This is a genomic window from Actinospineispora spinosispora DSM 44797 (genome assembly GCF_000429025.1).
GTDB lineage: Bacteria > Actinomycetota > Actinomycetes > Mycobacteriales > Pseudonocardiaceae > Pseudonocardia > Pseudonocardia spinosispora.
This window is the reverse complement of sequence record NZ_AUBB01000026.1, coordinates 135077-160189: the sequence shown is the minus strand read 5'-3', so window position 1 is coordinate 160189 and position 25113 is coordinate 135077. Positions and strand designations below refer to the sequence as shown.

At 70.4% G+C, this 25113-nt stretch carries 21 protein-coding genes; 8 read left to right on the top strand and 13 right to left on the bottom strand.

What is annotated here, in order from left to right:
* Window positions 1–30: 30 nt before the first annotated feature.
* The 4 genes from topA to G406_RS0112945 form a co-directional block, all read right to left on the bottom strand.
* Window positions 31–2877 carry a type I DNA topoisomerase gene (gene topA / locus G406_RS0112960; protein WP_084216016.1) on the bottom strand — a complete coding sequence of 949 codons (2847 nt, stop codon included), beginning with the start codon at window positions 2875–2877 and terminating at the stop codon, window positions 31–33.
* Window positions 2878–3041: 164 nt separating this feature from the next.
* Window positions 3042–3614 carry a hypothetical protein gene (locus tag G406_RS0112955; protein WP_245607099.1) on the bottom strand — a complete coding sequence of 191 codons (573 nt, stop codon included), beginning with the start codon at window positions 3612–3614 and terminating at the stop codon, window positions 3042–3044.
* A gap of 124 nt (window positions 3615–3738) precedes the next feature.
* Window positions 3739–4335: a hypothetical protein gene (locus tag G406_RS0112950; RefSeq protein WP_156934826.1), complete on the bottom strand. Its 597-nt coding sequence runs from the start codon at window positions 4333–4335 to the stop codon at window positions 3739–3741.
* A 94-nt stretch (window positions 4336–4429) separates the two neighbouring features.
* Complete coding sequence (locus G406_RS0112945; RefSeq protein WP_028934167.1) at window positions 4430–6739, bottom strand: sodium-translocating pyrophosphatase; 2310 nt, start codon at window positions 6737–6739, stop codon at window positions 4430–4432.
* A gap of 609 nt (window positions 6740–7348) precedes the next feature.
* Between G406_RS0112945 and G406_RS0112940 the strand changes: the two genes are divergently transcribed.
* Window positions 7349–9808: a DEAD/DEAH box helicase gene (locus tag G406_RS0112940; RefSeq protein ID WP_028934166.1), complete on the top strand. Its 2460-nt coding sequence runs from the start codon at window positions 7349–7351 to the stop codon at window positions 9806–9808.
* On the opposite strand, the gene G406_RS46555 is transcribed toward G406_RS0112940, so the two are convergent.
* From G406_RS46555 to ssd, 8 genes are all read right to left on the bottom strand, one after another.
* Window positions 9771–10421, bottom strand: coding sequence for a bifunctional DNA primase/polymerase (locus G406_RS46555; protein WP_051342010.1), 651 nt, complete (start codon window positions 10419–10421; stop codon window positions 9771–9773). The two genes, G406_RS0112940 and G406_RS46555, sit on opposite strands and share 38 nt — an antisense overlap.
* A 396-nt stretch (window positions 10422–10817) precedes the next feature.
* A complete protein-coding gene (locus G406_RS0112930; protein ID WP_064742912.1) occupies window positions 10818–11207 on the bottom strand; it encodes an Rv3654c family TadE-like protein in 390 nt (129 codons plus the stop codon).
* Window positions 11204–11608 carry a TadE family type IV pilus minor pilin gene (locus G406_RS0112925; protein ID WP_245607098.1) on the bottom strand — a complete coding sequence of 135 codons (405 nt, stop codon included), beginning with the start codon at window positions 11606–11608 and terminating at the stop codon, window positions 11204–11206. Before G406_RS0112925 ends, G406_RS0112930 begins: the two co-directional genes overlap by 4 nt.
* Entirely contained in the window at window positions 11586–11786 is a 201-nt protein-coding gene (locus tag G406_RS0112920) for a DUF4244 domain-containing protein (protein ID WP_028934163.1), read from the bottom strand. Before G406_RS0112920 ends, G406_RS0112925 begins: the two co-directional genes overlap by 23 nt.
* A gap of 33 nt (window positions 11787–11819) precedes the next feature.
* Window positions 11820–12530 carry a type II secretion system F family protein gene (locus tag G406_RS0112915; protein WP_084216015.1) on the bottom strand — a complete coding sequence of 237 codons (711 nt, stop codon included), beginning with the start codon at window positions 12528–12530 and terminating at the stop codon, window positions 11820–11822.
* Window positions 12530–13507: a type II secretion system F family protein gene (locus G406_RS0112910; RefSeq protein ID WP_051342008.1), complete on the bottom strand. Its 978-nt coding sequence runs from the start codon at window positions 13505–13507 to the stop codon at window positions 12530–12532. The genes G406_RS0112915 and G406_RS0112910 overlap by 1 nt, the downstream gene beginning before the upstream one ends.
* Entirely contained in the window at window positions 13501–14673 is a 1173-nt protein-coding gene (locus G406_RS0112905; protein WP_037076320.1) for a TadA family conjugal transfer-associated ATPase, read from the bottom strand. Before G406_RS0112905 ends, G406_RS0112910 begins: the two co-directional genes overlap by 7 nt.
* A complete protein-coding gene (ssd, locus tag G406_RS46550; RefSeq protein WP_037076405.1) occupies window positions 14670–15770 on the bottom strand; it encodes a septum site-determining protein Ssd in 1101 nt (366 codons plus the stop codon). The genes G406_RS0112905 and ssd overlap by 4 nt, the downstream gene beginning before the upstream one ends.
* Window positions 15771–16505: 735 nt before the next feature.
* Here ssd and G406_RS46545 point away from each other — a divergent pair.
* Window positions 16506–17408 carry an HAD family hydrolase gene (locus G406_RS46545; protein WP_051342029.1) on the top strand — a complete coding sequence of 301 codons (903 nt, stop codon included), beginning with the start codon at window positions 16506–16508 and terminating at the stop codon, window positions 17406–17408.
* A gap of 410 nt (window positions 17409–17818) precedes the next feature.
* Here G406_RS46545 and G406_RS0112890 read toward each other — a convergent pair whose 3' ends face one another.
* Window positions 17819–18565, bottom strand: coding sequence for a hypothetical protein (locus G406_RS0112890; RefSeq protein ID WP_028934159.1), 747 nt, complete (start codon window positions 18563–18565; stop codon window positions 17819–17821).
* Window positions 18566–18740: 175 nt separating this feature from the next.
* Between G406_RS0112890 and acs the strand changes: the two genes are divergently transcribed.
* The 6 genes from acs to G406_RS0112860 all read left to right on the top strand — a co-directional run bounded on the left by acs (window position 18741) and on the right by G406_RS0112860 (window position 25112).
* Window positions 18741–20720 carry an acetate--CoA ligase gene (gene acs / locus G406_RS0112885; protein WP_028934158.1) on the top strand — a complete coding sequence of 660 codons (1980 nt, stop codon included), beginning with the start codon at window positions 18741–18743 and terminating at the stop codon, window positions 20718–20720.
* 56 nt (window positions 20721–20776) lie between these two features.
* The gene (arfB, locus tag G406_RS0112880; protein WP_037076318.1) at window positions 20777–21190 is read left to right on the top strand and encodes an alternative ribosome rescue aminoacyl-tRNA hydrolase ArfB; all 414 of its coding nucleotides are present in this window, start codon (window positions 20777–20779) and stop codon (window positions 21188–21190) included.
* Between the two features lie 225 nt (window positions 21191–21415).
* Window positions 21416–22222, top strand: a complete 807-nt coding sequence (locus G406_RS0112875) for an SDR family NAD(P)-dependent oxidoreductase (protein WP_028934156.1) — start codon at window positions 21416–21418, stop codon at window positions 22220–22222.
* 169 nt (window positions 22223–22391) lie between these two features.
* Window positions 22392–23615 (top strand): Na+/H+ antiporter NhaA, encoded by a 1224-nt coding sequence (gene nhaA, locus G406_RS0112870; RefSeq protein WP_425414587.1) that lies wholly within the window; start codon window positions 22392–22394, stop codon window positions 23613–23615.
* A gap of 121 nt (window positions 23616–23736) precedes the next feature.
* Window positions 23737–24189: a phage holin family protein gene (locus G406_RS46540; protein ID WP_037076402.1), complete on the top strand. Its 453-nt coding sequence runs from the start codon at window positions 23737–23739 to the stop codon at window positions 24187–24189.
* Complete coding sequence (locus G406_RS0112860; protein ID WP_028934154.1) at window positions 24186–25112, top strand: alpha/beta fold hydrolase; 927 nt, start codon at window positions 24186–24188, stop codon at window positions 25110–25112. Before G406_RS46540 ends, G406_RS0112860 begins: the two co-directional genes overlap by 4 nt.
* Window position 25113: the final 1 nt, after the last annotated feature.

Genomic DNA, 25113 nt, shown 5'->3' with positions numbered 1-25113 from the left:
CCCAGAAGACCACTCGCCACTCACGGGTAGTCAGGCGGACGAGGCGGCCTTCTTGGCTCTGGGCTTGCGCGCGGCCGGCTTGCGCTTGGGCGTGGTCCCGGCCTTGGCGCGGCGCTCGGCGAGCAGCTCGGCGGCGCGCTCGTCGGTGAGGGTCTCGACCTCGTCGCCCTTGCGCAGCGACGCGTTCGTCTCACCCTCGGTGACGTACGGGCCGAAGCGACCGTCCTTGATCACCATCGGCTTGCCGGACGCCGGATCGGTACCCAGCTCGCGCAGCGGCGGCGTCGATGCGCCGCGTCCCCTGCCCCGCTGCTTCGGCTGCGCGTACAGCTTCAGCGCCTCGTCGAGGTCGACCGTGAACAGCTGGTCCTCGGTGGCCAGCGACCGCGAGTCAGTGCCCTTCTTCAGGTACGGGCCGTAGCGACCGTTCTGCGCGGTGATCTCGTCACCGGACTCCGGGTCGGTACCCACGACGCGCGGCAGCGACAGCAGCTTCAGCGCGTCCTCCAAGGTCACGCTGTCCAGCGCCATCGACTTGAACAGCGACCCGGTCCTCGGCTTGGGCAGCTTCGACTTCGGCGTGTCCTCCGGCGGGTCGGGCAGCAGCTCCGTCACGTAGGGCCCGTACCGGCCCTCCTTGGCGACGATCTCGTGCCCGGTCACCGGGTCGACACCCAGCGAACGACCCTCCTGCGGGACCGAGAACAGCTGCTCGGCGATCTCCGGGGTCAGCTCGTCCGGCGGCAGCTCGTCGGACAGGTTCGCCCGCTGCGAGCTGCCGTCCACGATGCGTTCCAGGTACGGCCCGTAGCGGCCGACCCGGACCACGACCTCGCGGCCCTCGGAGTCGCTGAACATGGGGATCGCGTTGATCTCCCGGGCGTCGATCTCCTCCAGGTTGATGCCGACGAGCTTCTTCAGCCCACCCGCGTGCGCCACCGACTCGTCGGTGGACGCCCCGTCGGAGCCCGCCTTCGGCGCTTCGGAACCGAAGTAGAAACCGGCCAGCCAGTCGATGCGGGTCTGCGCGCCGGCGGCGATCGAGTCGAGCTCGTCCTCCATGGCGGCCGTGAAGTTGTAGTCGACGAGCCGCCCAAAGTGCCGTTCCAGCAGACCGATCACCGCGAACGCCACCCAGGAGGGCACGAGCGCGCTGCCCTTCTTCCACACGTAGCCGCGGTCCTGGACGGTCTTGATGATCGAGCTGTACGTCGAAGGGCGGCCGATGCCCAGCTCTTCGAGGGCCTTGACCAGGCTGGCTTCGGTGTAGCGGGCCGGCGGGTTGGTGGAGTGGCCCTCCGGGTTGAGCTCCTCGGCGGTCAGCGGCTGGCCCTGCTCCAGCTGGGGCAGCCGTGACTCGGCGTCGTCGGCCTCGCCACCGGCCTGGTCGTCGAGCGTCTCGACGTAAGCCTTCAGGAAGCCGGCGAAGGTGATCGTGCGGCCGGACGTGGAGAAGACGCACTGCTCACCGGTACCGGCCGTCGCGGCGACCCGCACGGTCATCGTCGTGCCGCGTGCGTCGGCCATCTGGGAGGCGACCGTGCGCTGCCAGATCAGCTCGTAGAGCCGGAAGTCGTCACCGTCGACCTCGCGGGCGATCTGACCGGGCGTGCGGAACGAGTCGCCGGCGGGCCGGATCGCCTCGTGTGCCTCCTGCGCGTTCTTCACCTTGCGGGTGTACTGGCGCGGTTTGTCCGCCACGTAGGCGTCGCCGTACAGCTCACGGGCCTGGGTGCGCGCCGCGTTGATCGCCGACTCGGACAGTGTCGTCGAGTCGGTACGCATATAGGTGATGTAGCCGTTCTCGTACAGCCGCTGCGCGGAGCGCATGGTGCGTTCCGCGGTGAAGCGCAGCTTGCGGCCGGCCTCCTGCTGCAGCGTCGAGGTCATGAACGGCGCATACGGCCTGCGGGTGAACGGCTTGGACTCAACACTCTCGACGGTGAAGTCACGACCGTCGAGCGCCTCGGCCAGACGCCGGGCGCTCGCCTCGTCCAATGCGGCGGCGGTCCCCTTCAGCTGGCCGTCAGGACCGAAGTCGCGCCCGGTGGCGACCCGGGTGCCATCCACCGAGACGAGCTTCGCGCCGAAGCTACGCGGCCCGTCCTCCTGCTTCTCCTTCGTGGCGAGCACGGCGGCGATGTCCCAGTAGCTCGCCGAGACGAACGACATCCGCTCACGCTCGCGCTGCACGATGATGCGCGTCGCGACCGACTGCACACGGCCCGCCGACAGCTTCGGCATGACCTTCTTCCACAGCACCGGCGAGACTTCGTAGCCGTACAGCCGGTCGAGGATGCGGCGGGTCTCCTGCGCGTCGACGAGGTCGTGGTCGAGCTCGCGCGGGTTCGCGGCGGCCGCCAGGATCGCCGGCTCGGTGATCTCGTGGAAGACCATCCGGCTGACCGGGACCTTCGGCTTCAGGGTCTCCAGGAGGTGCCAGGCGATCGCCTCGCCCTCCCGGTCACCGTCCGTCGCGAGGAGGAGCTCGTCGACGTTCTTCAACGCGTCCTTGAGCTCGGTGACCGTCGAACGCTTGTCCGGCGTGACGATGTACAGGGGCTCGAACTCGTTGTCGACGTTCACCCCGAGCCGCGCCCAGGCCTCACCCTTGTACTTGGCGGGCACGTCGGCGGCACCACGCGGGAGGTCCCGGATGTGTCCACGGGAGGACTCGACCACGTAGTTCGAACCGAGGTAGGAAGCGATCTTGCGCGCCTTGGCGGGCGACTCCACGATCACCAGCCGGCGCGTGGCCGAACCATTGGTGCCGTTGCCGTTCTTCGCGCTGCCGGCGCCGGTTGCTCCGCCCGTAGCAGAGCTCTTCTTGCGACCCGAGCTTGCGCTGGTCCGTCCCGCTGCCACTGCTTCGACCATTCCCTTCCTCTGGCGCTCGTACTCGCGCCATCCACCGCACCCCGCTCGGTGAGTCAACCGCCAGACTCGCACATCCGCGCCGGGCGATGCACTTGAGTCCTACGTCTCACCGTCAACTCACCACGGTGGCCGACCGGCAGCCTAATGAGCACCACCGGCCCGTTCTAACACGGCCAATAGCTGCTCGACGCGTATTCCGGCACCGGACCGACGAGCTCCGCCAGCCTTCGTCGGGACCGTACTCCGGCGATGCGCAAACCCGGGCCGGCGCCACGCGGACCCAGCCGCAGAACCGGCAATCCGAGCCGGGTCACCGCCTGCGCCAACGGTACGTGCGTCTGCGGCGCGTGCGGATCGAGGCCCAGCAGATAGCCGGAGCGGCGGTCCTCCACACCGGTGGCGAGCACCCACATCCGCAACAACGCGCCGTCCAGCACGAACCCCTCCGGCACCGCCTTGACCGCACCGGAGCACCACTGACCAGCCAATTCGACGAGATCCCTGCGGAAGGCGGTGCGCAGCGCGGGCGAACCGCACTCGGAGACCGTCTCCTCGGTACTCACCCCGCGCTCGGCCATCGCCGCGCGTAACGCGGGCGCCCGGTCGCCGTCGGCGAGCACGATGCTCAGCCGGGCGGTGCCGCTCGCCCCGAACCGCACGACCTGCCCGGGGCCGCACAGCAGCCCGGCGAGGTCGGCGAGCCGGACGTCCTGGGCCTCAGCGGAGTAAAAAGACATCTGCGCCACGGGAGTCAGATTAGAACACCCGTTCGATCAGCGTCACGCCGACTCGCCGCTCCGGCTGAGCCGCAGGTCACAAAATTTTTGGCGGGGCGGCCCCTAGTTCACCCGACCGGGGCGCTCAGTTCGGGTCGGAGGGCGCGCCGGCACTGCCGACCAGTGAACAGCTCTTCGCCTGCTTGACCGCGTCGTTCAGCTCGCTGTTGGCGCCGAGGCTGTGCAGGTCCGGGTCGTTCGCGGACTTCGCAAGCTCGACGAGGATCCCGGGCAGCTGGGTGCCCATCCCGACCGGGTCGCTCGGGTCGACCCGGTCCACCTTGTCGCGTGCCGCCGAGTAGGCCGCCTGGGTGCGTTGCAGAGCGCCGCGCAGCTTGCTCGCCGCGTCGTCGCCGCCGACGATCGGGGACGGCCCGGCCAGGTCGAGACCCTCGATCGACTGTCCGGCCCGATCGGCCGTGTCGGCGAAGTACCTGCTCATCGCGTCCCGGCTGGCGGCGGGATCGTTGCGGTTGAACTCCGGTGCATGCCCCTTCATCGAGGCCAACGGCCCCAGCGCCGCGCACACCCGGTCCGCCCAGGCGACCGGGTCGTCGGCGTTCGGCAGCCGGTCGTTGCCGCCCGAACATCCGACGAGGCACCCCGCGAGGACCCCGAGCAGCACGGTCAGCACCGTGGCCAACACGGTGTTGAGCACAGTCGCTCTCACTCGACGATTCATCGGTACCTCCCGCGGCTCCGGGCCGGAACGTACCGCGCCGCCTGACCCTGCTCGGGGCCAGGCGGCGCGGGGGTGCTGCTGAGCTGCTGAGTTGTCAGCTGACAGGTGCCTCAGCGGGCTCGTCGGTGATCGAGGTGGACCGACGCTTCGACACCACGACGGCCGCCACGATGATGATCACCGCGACCAGTGCGACGACGTAGCGCAGCGGCGAGGCACCGGCCCCGACCGACATGGCGACCACGGCGGGCGCGATCAGCACCGAGACCAGGTTCATCACCTTGATCAGCGGGTTGATCGCCGGACCGGCGGTGTCCTTGAACGGGTCACCGACGGTGTCACCGATGATCGTGGCCTCGTGCGCGGGCGAACCCTTGCCGCCGTGCACGCCGTCCTCGATCAGCTTCTTGCCGTTGTCCCACGCGCCACCGGAGTTGGCGAGGAAGACCGCCATCAGCGTGCCGCAGGCGATGGCACCGGCCAGGTAACCGGCCAGCGGGCCGACACCGAGACCGAAACCGACCGCGATCGGCGCGAAGATCGCCAGCAGGCCGGGGGTGGCCAGCTCACGCAGCGAGTCGCGGGTGCAGATGTCGACGACGCGCGCGTAGTCCGGCTTGACGGTTCCGGCCATGATGCCCGGGTCGTCACGGAACTGCTTGCGCACCTCGAACACGATGGCACCAGCGGCACGGGACACCGCGTTGATGGCCAGCCCGGAGAACATGAACACGACCGAGGCGCCGATGATGACACCGACCAGCGTGTTCGGGCTGAACACCTCGGTCAGGAAACCCTGACCGGCGTCCGCGAGCGCCGTACCGGTGGCCTTCAGCGCGGTGGTGAAGGCGTCCCGGTAGGAGCCGAACAGCGCGGTCGCGGCCAGCACGGCCGTGGCGATCGCGATGCCCTTGGTGATGGCCTTGGTCGTGTTACCGACCGCGTCCAGCTCGGTGAGGATGTCCACACCGTCACCCGACACGTCACCGGACATCTCCGCGATGCCCTGCGCGTTGTCGCTGACCGGGCCGAAGGTGTCCATCGCCACGATCACGCCGACCGTGGTCAGCAGGCCGGTACCGGCCAGTGCGACCGCGAACAGCGCCACGGTCACCGAGACACCGCCGAGCACGAACGCGCCGTACACGGCGGCCGAGATCACCAGTGCGGTGTAGACGGCCGACTCGAAACCGATCGAGATACCGGCCAGCACGACGGTGGCGGCACCGGTGCGGGCCGAGTCACCGACCTCCTTGACCGGCTTGTGCTCGGTGCCGGTGAAGTAACCGGTCAGCCACAGGATGACGCCGGCGAGCACGATGCCGATGAGCACCGCGACGGAGGCGAACAGCCGAGGATCGAGCGAACCGGCCTGCTGCACGACCGAGGTGTCGGTCGGGTTGGTCAGCTCCGCGAAGCTACCCGGCAGGTAGACGTAGGCGGCGACGATGCACAGCACGGCGGAGAAGACAGCGGAGATGTAGAAGCTGCGGTTGATCGCCTTGAGGCCGCCCTCGCCCGCCTTGGCCTTGGTGATGTACACACCCAGGACAGCGGTGACCACGCCGATGGCCGGCACGATCAGCGGGAACAGCAGACCCTGCAGGCCGAACGCGGCCGATCCGAGGATCAGCGCGGCGACCAGCATGACGGCGTAGGACTCGAACAGGTCGGCGGCCATGCCGGCACAGTCACCCACGTTGTCACCGACGTTGTCGGCGATCGTCGCGGCGTTGCGGGGGTCGTCCTCCGGGATACCGGCCTCGACCTTGCCCACGAGGTCACCACCGACGTCGGCGGCCTTGGTGAAGATGCCGCCACCGACACGCATGAACATGGCGAGCAGAGCGGCACCGAAACCGAAGCCCTCGAGGACCTTCGGCGCGCCACCCGCGTAGACCATCACGACCAGCGCGGCACCGAACAGGCCGAGGCCGACGGTGAACATGCCGACAGCGCCACCGGTGCGGAACGCGACCCGCATGGCCTTCTCCCGGCCGCCTTCCTCCCGCGAAGCCGCCGCGACCCGGATGTTCGCCCGGGTGGCCAGCCACATGCCGAGGTAGCCGATGGTCGCCGAGAAGCCGGCGCCGACCACGAAGAAGATCGAACGCCCGATGCGCTCGCTCGTCGTGTCCGCCGGCAGCGCAAACAGCAGCAGGAACACGATGACTACGAAAATGCCGAGCGTCTTGAACTGGCGGTTGAGGTAAGCAGCGGCACCCTCTTGCACGGCGCGGCCGATCTCCTGCATGCGCTCGGTGCCCTGGCCGGCGGCCAGGACCTCCTTGCGCAGCACGAAACCGATCGCCAGTGCAATGAGGGCTACCACGGCGACCACACCGACAACGGTGCGGTCACTCCCGGAGAGCTGCAGGCCCTCCGCGAGAATGAGCCGGGACATCCGTCCTCCTGATTGAAATCGCACTCGTCAGCGAGGAGACGGCCCAGTACTGGATCAGTACTGGCACTGGACCGATCCTCGCGCGTGTTTCACGAAGGCGGCCTTGGTCAGCAGGGCGTCCCGGGCCTTGATCTAGCTCGAGCCGGGCCGTGCTGGTCAGCGACCCCCAATGTTCGCGCAGTGTATGGGTGGCCTCACAGCTTGTTGCGAACGAGGGGCCGAATGAGTGAAAAAGTGTGAGGTTGGTTGCTGCCCTCCTTTCGTGAGTGGCAAGGGCGTCTACCCCGGAGGGGCGCCGAAGGCGTAGGCGCTCGGAGCACTCACGACACGCTTTTCCGTCGTGAGTGATCCGGGCGCCTATAGGCGCCCTTGCCACTCACGAGTCGACGGCGAAGCCGAGATGCCGTGGAGCCGGGCACGGGCAAAACCGGGCACGGCACCCACGAGTCGACGGCGAAGCCGAGATGCCTTGAAGCCGGGTACGGGCTAAGCCGAGATGCCGTGGACCCGACCACAACGCGAAAGTCGACCCGAACCGCAGGCCAGCCGGGAACTGTCAGTGGTCCGGTTCAGAATGGGGCTGTGAGCCCCGTTTCGGAGTCTGGTTGCATGCCCCTGGCCGACGTGGAAGCGGGATCCCTGCTCGCCCGGGTCCTGGCCGGGGTCGCCCCCGGCGAGTCACCGCTGACCCACGTCGCCTCACTGCCGGCGCGGTCGGCCGTCAGCGTGGACTGGCCCGGCTGGGTGGCGCCGGAGGTCAGGGACGCGTTCGTCGACCAGGGCGTGCGGCGGCCGTGGTCGCATCAGGCGGCAGCGGCCTCGACGGCCTGGGCCGGGCAGCATGTCGTACTGGCCACCGGTACCGCGTCCGGCAAGTCACTCGGCTACCAGCTGCCGGTCCTGTCGACCCTGGCGACGGACAGCAAGGCCACGGCGCTGTACCTCTCGCCCACCAAGGCGCTCGGTGCCGATCAGCTGCGCGCGGTGAGCTCGCTGGGGCTCGACGACGTGCGGGCGGCGCCGTTCGACGGCGACACCTCGCAGACCGAGCGGGACTGGGCGAGGGCACACGGTCGCTGGCTGTTCTCCAACCCGGACATGCTGCACCGCTCGCTGCTCCCCCGGCACACCTGGTGGGCCTCCTACCTGCGCCGCCTGCGCTACGTCGTCCTCGACGAGTGCCATTCCTACCGGGGGCTGTTCGGCTCGCACGTCGCGTTGCTGCTGCGGCGGCTGCGCCGGTTGTGCGCCCTGTACGGCTCCTCGCCCACGTTCGTGCTCGCGTCCGCGACGGTGTCCGAGCCGGCGTCCTCCGCCTCCCGGTTGACCGGCCTGCCGATGTCGGCGGTGACCCAGGACGGCTCGCCCCGGGGCGCGCGCACCGTCGCACTGTGGGAGCCGCCGTTGTTGGAGGAGCTGACCGGGGAGAACGGCGCCCCGGTCCGCCGTTCCGCGGGCAGCGAAGCCGCCTCGATGCTCACCGATCTGGTCATCGAGGGCGCACGAACCCTGGCGTTCGTGCGTTCCAGGGCGGGCGCGGAGGTGGTCGCGCTGCGAGCCGCCCGCGCTCTCGCCGAGGTCGACCCCGATCTGGCCTCCCGGGTCGCCGCGTACCGGGCGGGCTTCCTGCCGGAGGAACGCCGTGCATTGGAACGGGCGCTGGTGTCCGGATCGCTGCTCGGCGTCGCGTCGACCAATGCGCTCGAGCTGGGCGTGGACATCGCGGGCCTCGATGCGGTGCTGGTCGCGGGCTTTCCCGGCACTCGCGCATCGTTCTGGCAGCAGGCCGGTCGGGCCGGCCGCGCGGGACGCGACGCCCTGGTCGTGCTCGTCGCCAGGGACGACCCGCTGGACACCTACCTCGTCCATCACCCGTCAGCGCTGCTCGGCAAACCGGTCGAGGGCTGTGTCCTCGACCCGACGAACCCGTACGTCCTCGGGCCACAACTGGCCTGCGCGGCGGCCGAGTCCCCGATCACCGAGGCCGAGGTGTCCTCGTCGGCGGCGCTGTTCGGCGAGGCCAACACCCGGGACGTGCTCGACTCCCTCGTCGCGGACGGCACGCTGCGTAAGCGCCCCACCGGCTGGTACTGGCCGCTGCCCGCCGAGCGCCCGGCAGGATTCGTGGACATCAGAGGCGGTGGTGGCGGTCAGGTCGCGGTGGTCGAGTCGGACACCGGCCGCATGCTGGGCACCGTGGACTGGTCACGGGCACCGGCGACCGTGCACCCCGGCGCGGTGTATCTGCATCGAGGCGTCAGTTTCGTGGTCGACGAGCTGAACCTGGACGACGGGCTCGCGCTGGTGCACCCCGAAGAACCGGACTGGAGCACCTGGGCACGCAGCGTCGTCGAGGTCGCGATCCTCAGCCAGGATCCAGACTCTGGCCTCGACACGCCGCCCGGAGCGGGTACGGCGACCGGCGGCGCGACGAGGTCGCCGAGCGGGGCACCGGACGTTATAGCGCGTCCGACGGGCGGTGTGACGGTTCAGCTCGGTGATGTCACGGTGACCTCGCAGGTGGTGTCCTACCTGCGCAAGCGGCCGAGCGGTGAGGTCATCGAGACGGTGCCGCTGGACATGCCCGAGCAGTCGCTGCGCACCCGAGCGGTCTGGTACACGATCGACGAGTCGTTGCTGGCCGACGCCGGCCTCGACGCCGAGCGCGTACCGGGCTCGCTGCATGCCGCAGAGCACGCGGCGATCGGCCTGCTGCCGCTGTTCGCGGTGTGCGACCGGTGGGACATCGGCGGCATGTCGACCGCGCTGCATCCGGACACCGGTGCGCCGACGGTGTTCGTGCACGACGGACACCCCGGTGGGGCCGGTTTCGCCGAACGCGGCCACCACGACCTGCTGCCCTGGCTCAGCGCGACCCGTGACGCCATCGCCGACTGCGAGTGCAGGTTCGGTTGCCCCTCCTGTGTGCAGTCACCGAAGTGCGGCAACGGCAACAACCCGCTGGACAAGGACGGTGCGGTGCTCGTACTGGACATCGTGCTGGGTGCGTTGGGCCGCGCACGCGGCGACATCACCGACCGTCGGACCGCCGAGCCGACCGAGGGCTGAACCCGTGCCCGATTCCCGCTCCGGCGAGGCCGGGGCGGGCGCTGAGCACCTCGAGCAGCGCGAGCTGCAGATCGGCCGGATCGGGTAGCCGCCAGTCGCAGGTCGAGGGCGGCACCCGCCAGTGCACGATGCCCTGGGGCAGCTCGGACGGCGGCGCCGCAACCCACGAGCCGCGCCCGTGCTGCACCACGTCGGTGCGAGATGCGAGCTCCGGGCGCAATGCCTCGCCCGCGCGCACGAGGAACCACCACCGCCCGGTCGGTGTCGCCGCGACCGGGGTGACCACACCCCAGGTGCGCAGCAACGCACACACCCTGCGCCCGACCAGCGCCGATACCTCGATGGCGTCACCGACGACCCCGGTCGCCATCAAGATCGAGTAGGGCCGCTGCGACCACCAGGCGTCGATCGTGGCGCGGTCACAGCTCGCCGCGGCGACACCGTCCTCGGGTACCGCGACCGGACCCGACTGCGGTGCGTCCACCGTGCCCGTCCATCGGCCCGCCTGCCAGTACGTACCCGGCAACAACGGCCAGCCGTGATCAGCGAGGCCCAGGGCGTTGGCCTTCAGCTCGGTGCGGTACACCGCCCGAGAGCTGTCCCACAACGCCATAAGCCGATCCTCATTCTTCGCTGATCACCAATCCCCCGAGCCACGTGTCACCCCCTGTGACAGGAGTAACTAAGCCGGTGTGGGTCGCCGATTACCAGTCCACGTCGCCGATCGGTGCCGTGGCCACGATGAACGTGACTGATCGAACTGCCGGCGGGTGAGCGGATACCCCAAATGTCCCGCGGCTGTCGATCGCCCACTCAGCCGGACGATCATGCCGCTCGCCGCCGTCAGGCGCTGTTCTCCGGCGACCTCGCAGACCCTGCTGTCGTGTCGCAGACGCTGCAGCGTCTGCGATACGACATGAAGCTCTGCGCAGCGGTGCAAAAGTGGTCGGTGGGCTACCGGCGTAAGGGATGCTGTGCTGTTGCCGGGCGCACACTGCCTGTAGACCCGCTAACCGTCGACCGGGCCGGCTCGGGCCCTTCCGTACGAGTTGCCGCCGGGGATGAGCGGGAGCCAGGTTCTCGTCTCGACCTCGACCGACACCTGCCAGCCGTCGAGGTGACAGGACCGCAGCCGCCCGTCCATCGCCGCCACCACCCGATCGGCATAGGCGCAGGCGGCCTCCTCTCCGTCGAGCGCATGCGCCGCGGCGGCCAGGGCGGCGAGGTCGGCCGCCGCCTCGGCGCGGTGTCTGCCACCGATGGCCAGACCGAGCCCCACCCCGAACATCATGATCAACATGAGCACCCCGATCGCGGCGGCCGCCCACACCGTCGCCACACCTCCTTCGCTGTCGTCTGGCTCCGGCGGGCCACAGACCTGGCGCTCACCGAGATTCATCCGGCACCGCCCAGCAGGCCCGGCTCGAGCACACCGGCCGCCCGGCCGGTGACCGTCAGGCCGCGGAGCCGGCCGACGAGCTCGGCTGAGACGTCCACCGCGATCTCGTCGCCGACCACCCGCACCTCGACCCGGGCGCCACCCGGTGCGATCGACGCGGCCACCTGCCGCGCACGATCCGGCTCACCCCTGGCCACCAGGCGCGCCGCTTCCCTGGCGGCGTCGAGGCAACGCACCTGCGCCGCTGCCGCGGCCACGGCGCCGACCGCCAGTGCCAGCACCACCATCAGCGAGCACAGTGCGAGCGCGGCCTCCACGGTGACCATCCCCCGGTCGCCACGCAGAACGCCGTTCGGGCCACCGACGGTCGCCTCGGCATCAGAAACTCGCGGTGAGCGCACGCTGCACCAACGCGGTCAGTGCCGAGACGATGGAATCTCCGCTGACCACCCCGTAGAGAACCGCGGCGAAAGCGGCCGCGGCGACCGTACCGATGGCGTATTCCGCCGTGGACATTCCGTCGTCGCCGTTCAGCGCGCCCCGGAGCCGGGAGCCGATACCCGCGATCAGTTGATTCATGACTGTTCCTCCTTGTCGTGTGTTGCTCACTTCTCACCACGTCACTGCCAATCCACTCGCCAGACCGATCACCACCGGGACCACTCCGAGGGCGAGGAAGGCCGGAAGGAAGCACAGGCCGAGGGGGCCTGTGATCAGCACTCCGGCGCGCTGGCCACGCGCCGAGGCGAGGTCCTGGGCGCTCGCACGTACCTCGGCGGCGATCGAGACCGCCACCCCGGCGAGGCCCGCCCCGCTGTGTGCCGAGCGTCGGGCGGCGCGGGCAAGCTTGTGCACCGGCGAGGTCTCGCGGACCTCCCACGCCGTCCGGGGATCAGCACCGAGCGCGAGGCGATCGGCGATGACCCGCAGTTCGGCAGCGACCTCGCGCGGCAGGTGGTCGGCGATCGCCCGGACCGCGACCGGCACCGGGAGGCCCGAGCGCAGACAGGCCGCGAGCAGGTCCCAGCCACCGGCGAGCCGCAGCGGGTCGAGCTCCGGCTCGGACGTGGCGCGGAGCAACCGCCGGAAGCCGAGCGTGGCTCCGGCACCGGCCAGCACCGCGGGAACCAGCCCCTGGGTGCCACCGATGACCGAGGCGGTCAGCAGCGCGACCGCGCCGCCCGCGACAGCGGACAGGAACCACACCGAACGAGGCGCGGGTGTGGCGGTCTCGCCGAGTCGGAACAGGCGATGCAACCGCGCACGCGCCGGTGGATGTGACGGCACGACCAGCAGCGCGAACGAGGCGAGCAACAGGGACATCACCGGATCACCGCCCGCGCGGTGATCCGGCTACTCCATGCCACTCCCGCGCAACCGAGCCCGACACCGACCACGAGTAGCACCTGCCCGACCGGCGTACCGGTCAGAACGGCCCAGGGATCGGCTCCCATGGCCTGGCCCAGCAGCACTCCCACCAGCGGCAGGCCGGCGAGTACACCCGCTGTGGAGCGTGGGCCCGCGAGCTGCGCCTTGATCTGGCCGGACAACCGCGCCGAAGAATCGAGATCGGAGCGCACGGCATCCATCAGCTCCGCCAACGCGACTCCGTGCCGTTCCGCCAACGCCCAGGCGGCCGCCACCCGTCGCAGCTCGTCGGCGATCGCGGGCTCTGCCTGCGCATGCCTCTCGAACAGGGCGGGCACCTCGGCGCCAAGCCGAGCACCGGCGGCCACCGACACAAGCACCCGGTGCGCCGCACCACCACCGCCACGGGCGGCATCCGCCCGCAAGGAGCCGAGCATTCCCGATGCGGCACCGGGTCCGGCCGTGGTGATCGCTTCGGCAGCGGTGACGGCGGCCGCCGCCGGGTGGGCACCGGCCCTGAGCTCGGTGGCCATCAGACCGATTGCGTCCAACAACGCGGCGCGCTGCGCACCGTGACGCCTGGCCGTTGCGGCGTTCTGCCACCGGTGCGCTCCCAAGCCGGTGACCATCGCCAACGCAACCGCACCCCCGACGCCGGCAACCGATGCGCCGACAAGCCCGGCGAGCACGACGAGGGCGACGGCCCTCCGGGGACCGCGCAGCACCCTCGCCAGAATCCGTCGCGGGGCGGCAAGGACCGCGCCGCCCGTCGGTCGCGGGAACAATCTCGCCAATCGTGTGGCGCCGATGTCCGGCCACGACCAGAGCGCGGCGGCGGCGAAAGCCACCAGGTGGATCTCGTTCCAGGGGCGCCGCCCTGTCGACGGAGCCCATCCTGGGGCCGCCAGCTGCGCGGCGAACGACGTCACCATCGGGGCCGCACCCCTCGGTCACACAGCAGGTCGTCGAGCAACCCACGATCGGTGGTCCAGCCGCCTCGCCGTTCCCAGACCGGCACCGCTTCCACCTCGCCGCCGGTACGGCTCAACGACGCGACCGCTTCCAGCCTGCGCACCCCGTCGGACCCCTTGGCCACGTGCAGCACGACCTGAACCGCCGCCGCCAGCTGGCTGTGCAGCGCCATCCGCGACATGCCGCCGAGGGATGCGAGCGCCTCCAGCCGGGCGGGCACCTCCCTCGTGGAGTTCGCGTGGACCGTGCCCGCTCCACCCTCGTGACCGGTGTTCAGCGCGGCCAGGAGATCGCACACTTCGGCACCGCGTACCTCGCCGACGATCAGCCGGTCCGGGCGCATCCGCAGCGCCTGGCGCACCAGGTCGCGCAGCACGACCTCACCGGCTCCCTCGATGTTGGGCGGCCGCGCCACCAACCGGACGACGTGTGGATGCGCGGGCCGCAGCTCCTCGGCGTCCTCGACACAGACGACACGCTCACTCGACGGGACACAGCCGATGAGCGCGGACAGGAGTGTCGTCTTGCCGGACGAGGTACCGCCCGCGATCAGGAAGGCCAGCCGTGCCTCGACGACGGCACGCAGCAGATGCCAGCCGTCCTCGTCGACGGCACCGAGCTCACGCAGGGCCGCGAGGTCGTGCATGGCGGGCCGCAGCGTGCGCAGTGACAGGCAGGTGCCGTCGGCCGCGATCGGCGCGAGCACCGCGTGCAGCCGAACGCGACTGTCGGGTAGTAGCGCGTCGACGTACGGGCTCGCGTCGTCGAGGCGACGGCCGGCCGCCAGCGCGAGGCGTTGCGCCAGCCTGCGGACGGCCGCCTCGTCCGAGAACCGCACGGCTGTGCGGACCAGGCCGTGGCCCCGGTCCACCCACACCGCGTCCGGAGCGGTGACCAAGACGTCCGTGGTGGCCGGGTCACGCAGCAACGGGTCGAGCAGGCCCGCGCCACTGAACTCCTGGTGGAGCAACCGCAATGCGGCCAGTACCTCCACGTGGGACACGACCCCGCCTGCCTCGGCCCTGACCGCGGCGGCCACGACCGGCGGGGTGATCTCACCACCGGTGCTCGCCAGCCGCACCCGCACCCGGTCGACCAGCGACAGAGTGTTCAGCACCGCGGTCATGCCGGTACCTCGGCGGGCGTCGGGACACCGACCTGGCTGTACAGCTCCTCGAGCACCGCCCTGGCCGCCATCGCCAGTGGCCCCCGGCCGCGTCCGGGCGGGAGTCCACGATCGAGCGAGCGAGCAAGCCCCGGCTGCGGCCGCATCGCGTGCAGCAACGGCAGGCCGAGGGCCGCCGCGACGTCTCGCGCATCGATGCCACCGGGCGACGGGCCACGCACGACCAGCCGCAGCGGTGCTCCGCGCGGCCGCAGCACCGCGGCGACCCGCGCGGCCGCAGCGGTGGAACGCACCGTCGCGGGGACCACCAGGACCGCGAGATCGGCGCCGTCCAACGCGGCCAGCGCCGCCGGCGTCGGATACCGAGGAAGGTCGCAGATGACCGTCTCACCGGCCCGCCGACCCGCGTCCAGGACCGAGGCAACCGCACCGGGCCGCGGCCCGCTCCCCTGCCGGTCACACGACAGGACGCTCAGCTCGCCCGCACCGGAGCCGATCGCGGGAGAAGGCAGGGCCGCGCGCAACGAGGACGCGGGTACCCGCCCCTCGGACAGGGTGAGATCCGGCCAGCGCAGGCCCTGCACGTCCTCGGCACCGAGCAACAGGTCCACGCCGCCGCCCAGGTGATCACAGTCGACGAGCATGACCCGCTCACCGTCCGCGACACCGGCGACGGCGACCGCGGTGGCCAGCACCGACGCGCCGGCGCCGCCCTGGCCCCCGACCACCGCGAGCACCCGGCCCCGGTTGGCGATGCCTTCGGCGGCATCGGCGAGCGCGGAGACCAACCACTCCTCCCCGTCCGGGAGAGCGACCACCTGCTCGGCACCAATCGCGACCGCGTGTTGCCAGAGCCCACCGGGAGGTTCACCTCGATTGACCGCGACCACTCGTGGTCTGCGCGGCAGACCCGCCCGCGCGCAGTCACTCGCGGCCTTCTCGTCGAGCAGCACCAACGGCGCGGATGTCCAGTGCAGCCGGGCCGCCGAGGCGTCGGGGACACGGTGCAGCTCGCAGCCAGCGGCCGCCGCGAGCCGCAGGACGTCGTCCAGTAGCTCGTCGTCGGTGATCAGCACCAGAGCTCTCGGCGGTGTCATCGCGGTGTCCTCTCGGTCGATGTGGGCTCGGGCACCGGTTGGCAGGTGCGCCCGGTGACTCACGATGACCTCGAGGCGAGCGAGAAGAAATCGGTATTGATCAACTTGTGGACAACCCGGGTCTGGAACCCGTCGAATCGGCCGATTGTGGATAACTCGGCCCCCGCGGCGGCGGGGCCGGCGGAACTGTCGGTGCGTTGTGCGACTCTGGATTCAAGGGGGCCCCCTCGCGGGCGAGCGCGCGGGCACCGGTGGACCCTTCTCGCGGGCGTGGGTTGCCGGGCGTGGGCTGAACAGCGCCCGCGCGGCACCGGCGGGGCTTCGAAGACGCGGCGGCCCGTGCGGCGAGCGATATATAACCGACGCACTACCGGCATACGGCATACAATCAAGCCGATTAGGTAGGAGCACGATACAAACCCGGATTGCCCTTTTGTTAGGGCATGCTCGGCAAAGGCCGGAAATAGAGACGACCCCCGCCAGGGGGGAAGGCGGGGGCCGTCGGGCGGTTCAGCCCCGGGGGGTCGAGCTGAACCTATCCGGCAACACCGGACCTCTGTACTCTAGCGCCCTTTCCGGAAACGTGCCCGAAATCTTGCCACCGAATATCGGACACCCTCAGCGGCGGCGAGCCCTCGCGTCACGGGCCGCGAATGCGTGTCGGCGCTCTATGCTCGAGCTGTGCCCGACCGCCAGGACCCACTGCATGCCACCTCCCCCGCTGGTAGGACCAACCTGCCGAGCGGTGAGGTCAATTGCGCTGGTCGGGAGGCGTTTCCCGTCGCGGCGTTCTTCGACCTCGACAAAACGATCATCGCCGGCTCGAGCACTCTCGCATTCAGTGGCCCACTGCGCGACCGTGGGCTGATCGGGCGACGCGCACTGTTGCGAAGTGGCTACGCGCAGTTACTCCTCATGGTTGCCGGCGCGGATGCCGATTTCATGGAACGAATGCGTAGTCGCATCAGCGCTCTGTGTGCCGGTTGGGACGTCGCCGAAGTCCGGGCCGTCATTGAACAAAGCCTTCCCGAGATCTTGTCACCGATGATCTATGCGGAAGCGTCCGCACTCATCGATAGCCACCGCGAGCGGGGCCATGAGGTGGTCGTGGTGTCCGCGTCCGGTGAGGAGATGGTCGCGCCGATAGCCGAAGCGCTGGGTGCGGTGCGCGCCGCGGCGACGCGCATGGCCGTCGCCGACGGCCGGTACACCGGGGAGATCGATTTCTACTGCTACGGAGAGGGCAAGGCCGACGCCGCACGGCGGATGGCCGCCGAGCACGGTTACCGGCTCGAGCACAGCTACGCCTACTCCGACTCGATCACCGATCTCCCGCTGCTCGAGGTCGTCGGACACCCGTACGCGGTCAATCCGGATCGCGCGCTGCGCAGGATCGCGGTGAGCCGCGGCTGGCCGGTACTCAACTTCGTGGCACCGATCCCGTTGCGCACCCGCATGAGCTCCCGGGTGCGCTCGTTGTTGCCCGGACAGGCGCCGGTGGCGGTTGCACTGAGTGTCGCCGGGTTCGCGGCGGTACTGCTCGCTACCCGGCTGGCGGGCCGCCCGGCACGTCTCCGTACCGGCACACGCGAACCCACCACCCCATCGACCCCATCACTCACTGCAGTAACTGGGTAACGTCCGAGTATCAAGACTCCGAATGGACGGCTACTCGCCAGTCGGATCCCCGATTTCAAGCACGCAGAGTGTCTGTAACGGTGCACAAGCGGATGACTCTTGCTGTGACCGCCACCACCGACTAGGAATGAACCCACGGACTCCTGGAAGGCCAGGGGCGATGCGGAAGAGAAGCACCGTCTCCCCCGACCAGGGCTCCGGGTATGAGCACCGGGCACTCCACGCACAGCACGCCGCGGGAGGCATGTCGTCGTGGGCCTGCGTACTGGGACGCCGGACGCCGAGGCCAAGAGCACGACACGTAGTGCACGCCTGGACCCCGGCAGCTCATGCGGTTCGGGCGGCGCTTCCCCAGCGGAGGCGCCGCCCGACTCATGTGCAATGACTCCAGGCAAGGCAAGGGCGTGGCTTCAGGAAGCGGACTCCGCGATCGACTCCGCCTCACGTCCGCCCAGCTCCCACGCCGCGCAGCAGTGCAACAGCCAGCGGCCGAGCCCCTCTTCGCCACCGCCGGCGAACGCGGCGGCCGTCTCCCGGTACTCGGTGGTCTTACGCAGGTGCCCGACCTCGGGTACGGCGAGCCCCTTCGGATCGAGACCGCTGCTGACCGCGGCCAGCCGGGCGGCGGCCCGCGCCACCACGCCGTTGCCCTCGGAGAACGGCCCGACCGCCAGCAGCTCGCCGTGCACCACCGCGACGAGCACCGGGGCCGGCACCTTGCTCTCCCCGATCACGTGCGCGAGCAGGTCGAGCCGCCGCGACACCCCCGGCGACGTGCGCGGCCTGCCGAGCACGTCATCGCGTTCCGCCTTGGGCACCAGGTCGGTCGCGGCGAGCATGTGCAGCCGCGCGATCGCCTGCAACGGGGCCTGCCGCCAGACCGGCAGCAACCGTCCGAGCTGCTCCGAGACCCGCACCGCCCCGGCCAGGATCGGGTCGGACACGACGCCGTCGTCGGGCAGCGACGCCGAGCCGCCGTCCAGTGCCGCCGAGGCGCGCGCGGCACGCACGCTCGCCTCGGCCGCCGTCGCCGGCCAGCCGCGCCGGTTGGTGGGATGGGCGTGAGCCTTGGCCACCGCTTCCCTGGCCCGGGCCACCGCGTCGGCCACTCCGGGAAGATCGATGAGCGGGGCGAGGGGATCGACGGCTGCAACCACGTCGTGATACTGCCATCCGCTCCGACCGGCGGTTCCGGACGGACCCCGGCCCGGTGCGCGTTTTCAGCCCACTCTGTCTTGACGTGCCAACTGGACTACGGTCGACAGTCTGTCGTCCTTGACTTGCGCTTCTCTCACCGCACCGACACCAGCACCGGAAACAGGAGGTCACGGCGTGACCGACGCCAGCGAAACCCTGAGCAATCTCTCCACCGAGAGCCGCAGCTTCCCGCCGAGCGCAGAGTTTGCCGCGCAGGCGAACGCGACCGAGGACATGTACGGCCACGCGGACGCCGACCGTGAAGCGTTCTGGGCCGAGCAAGCCGATGAACTGCACTGGGAACAGCGCTGGGACCAGGTCCTGGACTGGGACAACGCCCCCTTCGCGAAGTGGTTCATCGGCGGCAAGCTGAACGTCGCCTACAACTGCGTCGACCGGCATGTCGAGGACGGCCACGGCGACCAGGTCGCCTTCCACTGGGAGGGTGAGCCGGGCGACACCCGCACGATCACCTACGCCGATCTCAAGGCCGAGGTGTGCAAGGCGGCGAACGCGCTGACCGAGCTGGGCGTCGCGGCCGGTGACCGGGTCGCGATCCAGCTGCCGATGATCCCGGAAGCCGCCATCTCGATGCTGGCCTGCGCGCGGCTCGGCGCGCTGCACAGCGTGGTGTTCGGCGGGTTCTCCCCCGGCGCGCTGCGGTCCCGGGTGCAGGACGCCGAGGCGAAGCTGGTGATCACCTCCGACGGGCAGTTCCGCAGGGGCAAGCCCGCGCCGATGAAGGTGAACATCGACGAGGCGCTGACCGACACGCCCAGCGTCGAGCACGTCATCGTGGTGCGGCGCACCGAGGAAGACGTGCCGATGACCGAGGGCCGCGACCTCTGGTGGCACGACCTGGTCGAGCGTCAGTCCGACGAGCACACGCCCGAGGCGTTCGACTCGGAGCACCCGCTGTTCATCCTGTACACGTCCGGGACCACCGGTAAGCCCAAGGGTGTCGTGCACACCTCCGGCGGCTACCTGACCCAGACCGCGTACACGCACCGCAACGTCTTCGACCTCAAGCCGGAGACCGACGTCTACTGGTGCACCGCCGACATCGGCTGGGTCACCGGGCACTCGTACATCGTCTACGGACCGCTGGCCAACCGCGCTACCTCGGTCATGTACGAGGGCACGCCGAACACCCCGCACGAGGGCAGGCACTGGGAGATCGTCCAGAAGTACGGGGTGTCGATCTACTACACCGCCCCGACGCTGATCCGGACCTTCATGAAGTGGGGCCAGGAGATCCCGGAGAAGTTCGACCTGTCCAGCCTGCGGGTCCTCGGCAGCGTCGGCGAGCCGATCAACCCCGAGGCCTGGATGTGGTACCGGGAGCACGTGGGCGGCGACCGTTGCCCGATCGTGGACACCTGGTGGCAGACCGAGACCGGGTCCATCATGATCGCGCCGCTGCCCGGTGTGACGGAGGCGAAGCCCGGTTCGGCGATGCGTCCGCTGCCCGGTATCTCGGCGAAGATCGTGAACGACGAGGGCACCCCGGTCGGCAACGGCCAGGGCGGTTTCCTGGTGCTGGACCAGCCGTGGCCGTCGATGCTGCGCACCGTGTGGGGCGACGAGGAGCGGTTCAAGGAGACCTACTGGTCGCGCTTCGCCAAGCAGGGTTACTACTTCGCGGGCGATGGCGCGAAGTACGACGACGACGGCGCGATCTGGATGCTGGGCCGGGTGGACGACATCATGTTGGTCTCCGGGCACAACATCTCGACGACCGAGGTGGAGTCCGCGCTGGTGTCGCACCCGACGGTCGCCGAGGCCGCGGTCGTCGGTGCTTCGGACCCGACCACCGGGCAGGGCATCGTCGCGTTCGTGATTCTGCGCGGCAACGCGGCCAAGGACGAGGCGAAGGGCGAGGACGCGATCAAGTCGCTGCGCGACCACGTGTCCAAGCAGATCGGTCCGATCGCAAAGCCGCGCCAGATCATGGTGGTGGACGAGCTGCCCAAGACCCGCTCCGGCAAGATCATGCGTCGGTTGCTGCGGGACGTGGCGGAGAACCGCGAGGTCGGTGACGTGACCACGCTGGCCGACTCGACCGTGATGGACCTGATCTCGAGCGGTCTGAAGGAAGGCAAGGGCGAGGACTGAGTACCACCGCCGACAGTTCCGGGGCCGGACACGGCGATGCCGACAGGGGCATCGCGGTGTCCGGCCCCGAGCCGTTCCTGCTGCCGGACCGGGAGCTGCGCTGGCGCTTCTCCCGGTCGTCCGGTCCTGGCGGGCAGGGTGTCAACACCACGGACTCCCGGGTCGAGCTGTCGGTGGACCTCGCCCGCTCGCCGTCGGTGCCGGACACGGCGCGCGAGCGGCTGGCCCGCCGGTTGCGGTCCCGGCTGGTCGACGGTGTGCTGACCGTCGTCGCCGCCGAGCATCGTTCACAGCTGCGTAACCGGGAGGCGGCGCGCGACCGGCTGGCCGCGCTGCTGACCACGGCCATGACGCCGGACCCGCCGAAGCGGCGACCCACGAAACCGTCGAAACGTGCACGACAGCGCCGTCTCGACGCCAAGGGCAGGCGCAGCGAGATCAAACGTCTGCGCGGCCGTCCCGATGACTAGATCATTTGTTCCGTGGTCCGCGCTGGTGGGCAGCCGACACCGCGCACCGTAAGTCCACACCGCGCTATGTGCACATAGCGCGGTGTGACCACACGGTGCGCGGCGTGACTGCGCGGTGCGCGGTGCGGGATCAACTGGTGCCACGCAACCGGTCCACGGCCACCGGTGTTCTCCCGGTGCCGCCCGGAAACTGCCCGGCGGCGGGACACAGCCAGGGAGACCAGCATGGATCTACAACTGTCCGGCCGCGTCGCGGTGGTCACGGGCGCCTCGAAGGGGATCGGGCTGGCCATCGCCGCCACGTTGCGCGCCGAGGGCGCCCGGGTGGTCGCGGCGTCCCGGAAGCTCAGCCCCGAGCTGGCCGAGCTGGTCGGGGACGACCTGATCCACGTGCCGGTCGACCTGATGGACCCGGACGCTCCCGGCTCTGTGGTGCGGGCCGCGGTGGACACGTTCGGCGGCCTCGACATCCTGGTCAACAACGCGGGCGGGCCGCCGCCCGGGATCACCATGCCCACGTTCTCCTTCTTCGATCTCGATGACGAGAACTGGCGGTCGGTGTTCGAGTTCAACCTGTTCTCGACCGTCCGCGCGGTGCGGGCGGCGATCCCGGCGATGCTGGCCAGGGGCGGCGGTTCGATCATCAACATCTCGTCGACCCACGCACGCCAACCGTCGGCGGTCAACGTCGACTACGGCGCGGCGAAGGCCGCGATGACCAACCTCGGCAAGGCACTGTCCGACGAGTTCGGGCCGCGCGGTATCCGGGTGAACACGGTGACCCCGGGACCGGTCCGCACGCCGTGGTGGACCGACGCGGGTGGCGCGGCGGAGGTGTTCGCCGCGAAGGTCGGCATGGAGCGCGACGCGGTGCTGGACGGGACGGGCGCGCAGATGATGAACCTGACGACCGGCCGTCTCGGCGAGCCTCAGGAGATCGCCGACGTGGTGGCGCTGCTCGCCTCCCCCCGCGCGGCCAGCACGACGGGCGCCGACTACATCGTCGACGCCGGCCTGCTGAAAACGGTCTGACCCCGCCCACGTACAGAGCTGAACCCGCAGGTCAGAGGCCGTGAGTGGCGAGTGGTCCTATAGGACCACTCGCCACTCACGGGTGTTGCGGGTGGTGAGCGGGTAAGATGGACCTTGGTGTGCCGGGAAGGCTGGTCGGCGGCTTTGTCGCCGACCCCTGGAGCTGCCCGTGCCACGTCTGTTCCGTATCGCCCGCCGCGCGGTGGCGCATCCCGCCGGTGAGTTCGCGCGCTATCTGCGCACCGAGACCGTCGGCGGCATGGTGCTGCTCGTCGCCACCGCCATCGCGCTGATCTGGGCGAACTCGCCGGTCGGCGGCAGCTACCGGGCGCTGCGTGACTTCACGCTCGGCCCCCAGGCGCTGCACCTGAACCTGACGGTCGCGCAGTGGGCGACCGACGGGCTGCTCGCGGTGTTCTTCTTCGTCGCGGGCCTGGAGCTCAAGCGCGAGCTGGTCATCGGTGAGCTTGCCGGTGTACGGCGCGCGGTGCTCCCGGTGGCCGCCGCGCTGGGCGGCATGGTGGTACCGGCGGCGATCGCGCTGGTCGTCTCGCACGGGACGCCGGGCGCCGAGCGCGCCTGGGCGATCCCGGTGGCCACCGACATCGCCTTCGCGCTCGGTGTCCTGGCGTTGGCCGGGACCTCACTGCCCGCGACGGCCAGAGTGTTCCTGCTCGGTCTGGCGGTGGTGGACGACCTCGGCGCGATCGCGCTGATCGCGGGGCTGTTCACCGACCGCGTGCACCTGCTCGCCGTACTGGCCGCCGTCGTGCTGTGTCTCCTGTACTGGTGGCTGCAGCGCCGCCGGGTCACCACGCCGCTGCTGTACGTGCCGATCGCGCTGCTCACCTGGGCCGCGGTGCACCAGGCCGGGATCCACGCCACGGTCGCCGGTGTGGCGCTGGGGCTGCTCACCAGGGTGCGGGCCGACCCCGGTGAGACCGCCGCGCCACTGCTGCGACTCGAACACCGCCTCCAGCCATGGTCGGCCGGTCTGTGCGTGCCGCTGTTCGCCCTGTTCGCCGCGGGCGTGCCGCTCGGCGGCGCGGCGCTGCACGGCGTCTTCGGCGACGCCGTGTCCTGGGGAGTGATCCTGGGGCTACTCGTCGGCAAGCTCGTCGGAATCTTCGGGGCCTGCGTGCTCGCCGTGACGTTGACGCCCGCCGTCCGCCCCGCCGGGCTGGGGTGGTGGGACATGCTCGCCGTGTCGATGCTCGGTGGTGTCGGCTTCACGATCAGCCTGTTGCTCGCCGAGCTGTCGATGGGACAGCACGCGGAGGCCGTCGAACGGGTGAAAGCCGCCGTGCTGCTCAGCTCGGCCGTCGCGTCGCTGCTCGGAGCCGCATTACTGGTGCTGCGCGGCCGGGCGCACCGGGCCGCCCAGCGGGCCTGAAACGCCCGAGGAGGGTGCTGACCGCACGTTGCGGGCGCCGCCGTGGCACGATGGCCCCACGATCTTCGCGGCGATCTTCGCTGATGAGTTAGTGCGCGACACCGGCAGGAAGGACACCGAGGTGGCCAGCCCGACCCGAAGCAGCGGCGGAACCGAGGTTCCGCCGGTATTGCCGTCCATCCCGCTGTCCCCCGAGGTGGCCAACCCGGATGACGCGTCGATCGGCGGCCTGGTCGGTGAGGCCTCCCGGCACATCTCGACGCTCATCAAGGGCGAGATGGAGCTGGCCAAGGCCGAGCTCACCTCCGAGGTCAAGAAGGGCCTCACCGGCAGCGTCTTCTTCATCGCCGCGCTGACGATCATTCTGTTCAGCACGTTCTTCTTCTTTTTCTTCGTCGCCGAGCTGCTGAGCCTGTGGCTCGAGCGGTGGGCGTCGTTCCTGATCGTGTTCGGCGTGATGGCACTCGTCGCCGGTCTGCTCGGGTTCCTCGGATACCTCAAGGTGAAGAAGATTCGCGCGCCGGAGCGGACCATCGCCAGTGTGAAGGGCACCGCGGCCGCGCTGCGCAGGTGAGCGCGGCGCCGGATCCGTCCTCGGTACGGATTCCCGGTCCGTGGCGGCACCGCGCGGTGTCCGCGAACGGCATCCAGCTGCACGTCGCCGAGTGCGGCGAGGGCCCGCTCGTCGTTCTCGCGCACGGGTTCCCTGAGTTCTGGTGGTCCTGGCGACATCAGCTGGTCGCGCTGGCCGACGCCGGGTTCCGGGTGGTCGCGGTCGATCTGCGCGGCTACGGCGACTCGGACAAACCGCCGCGCGGCTACGACCTGTGGACCCTGTCCGGTGACCTCGCCGGGCTGATCAGGGCGCTCGGGGCCCGGGACGCGACGGTCGTCGGGCACGGCTGGGGCGGGCTGATCGCCTGGGCGTTGGCCGCGCTGCATCCCCGGCTGGTGCGCTCGCTCGTGGTGCTGAACGCCGCGCACCCGTTGGCCCTGCGCCGCGCGGTATGGCGCGACCCCGCCGGACAGGGCCGTGCCACCGCCCGTTACGCACTGGGTTTCCAGGTGCCGCTGCTCCCGGAACGTTCGTTGCGGCGTCACGACGCGGCCCGCGTGGAGCGGCTGCTGCGGTCCTGGTCGGGCGCGGGCTGGCGGAGCACGCCGGAGTTCGACGAGGTGGTGCGCCGCAACCGCGCGGCCATGCTGATCACCGGCGTCCCGCACAGCGCGCTGGAGTACTACCGGTGGGCGGTGCGGTCGCAGGGACGTCCGGACGGGCGTCGGTTCGCCCACGCCATGTCCCGCCCACTGGACCTCCCGGTCCTGCAGATTCACGGCGCGGACGATCCGACCCTGCTGGAACACACCGCGCGGGAGTCGGCCCGGTGGGTGGCCGACGAGCACCGCTGGCACGTACTCCCCGAGGTCGGGCACTTCCCGCACCAGGAGGCCTCACACGCGACCAGCCGGGTGATCAGCGACTTCCTACGCGGCTGAC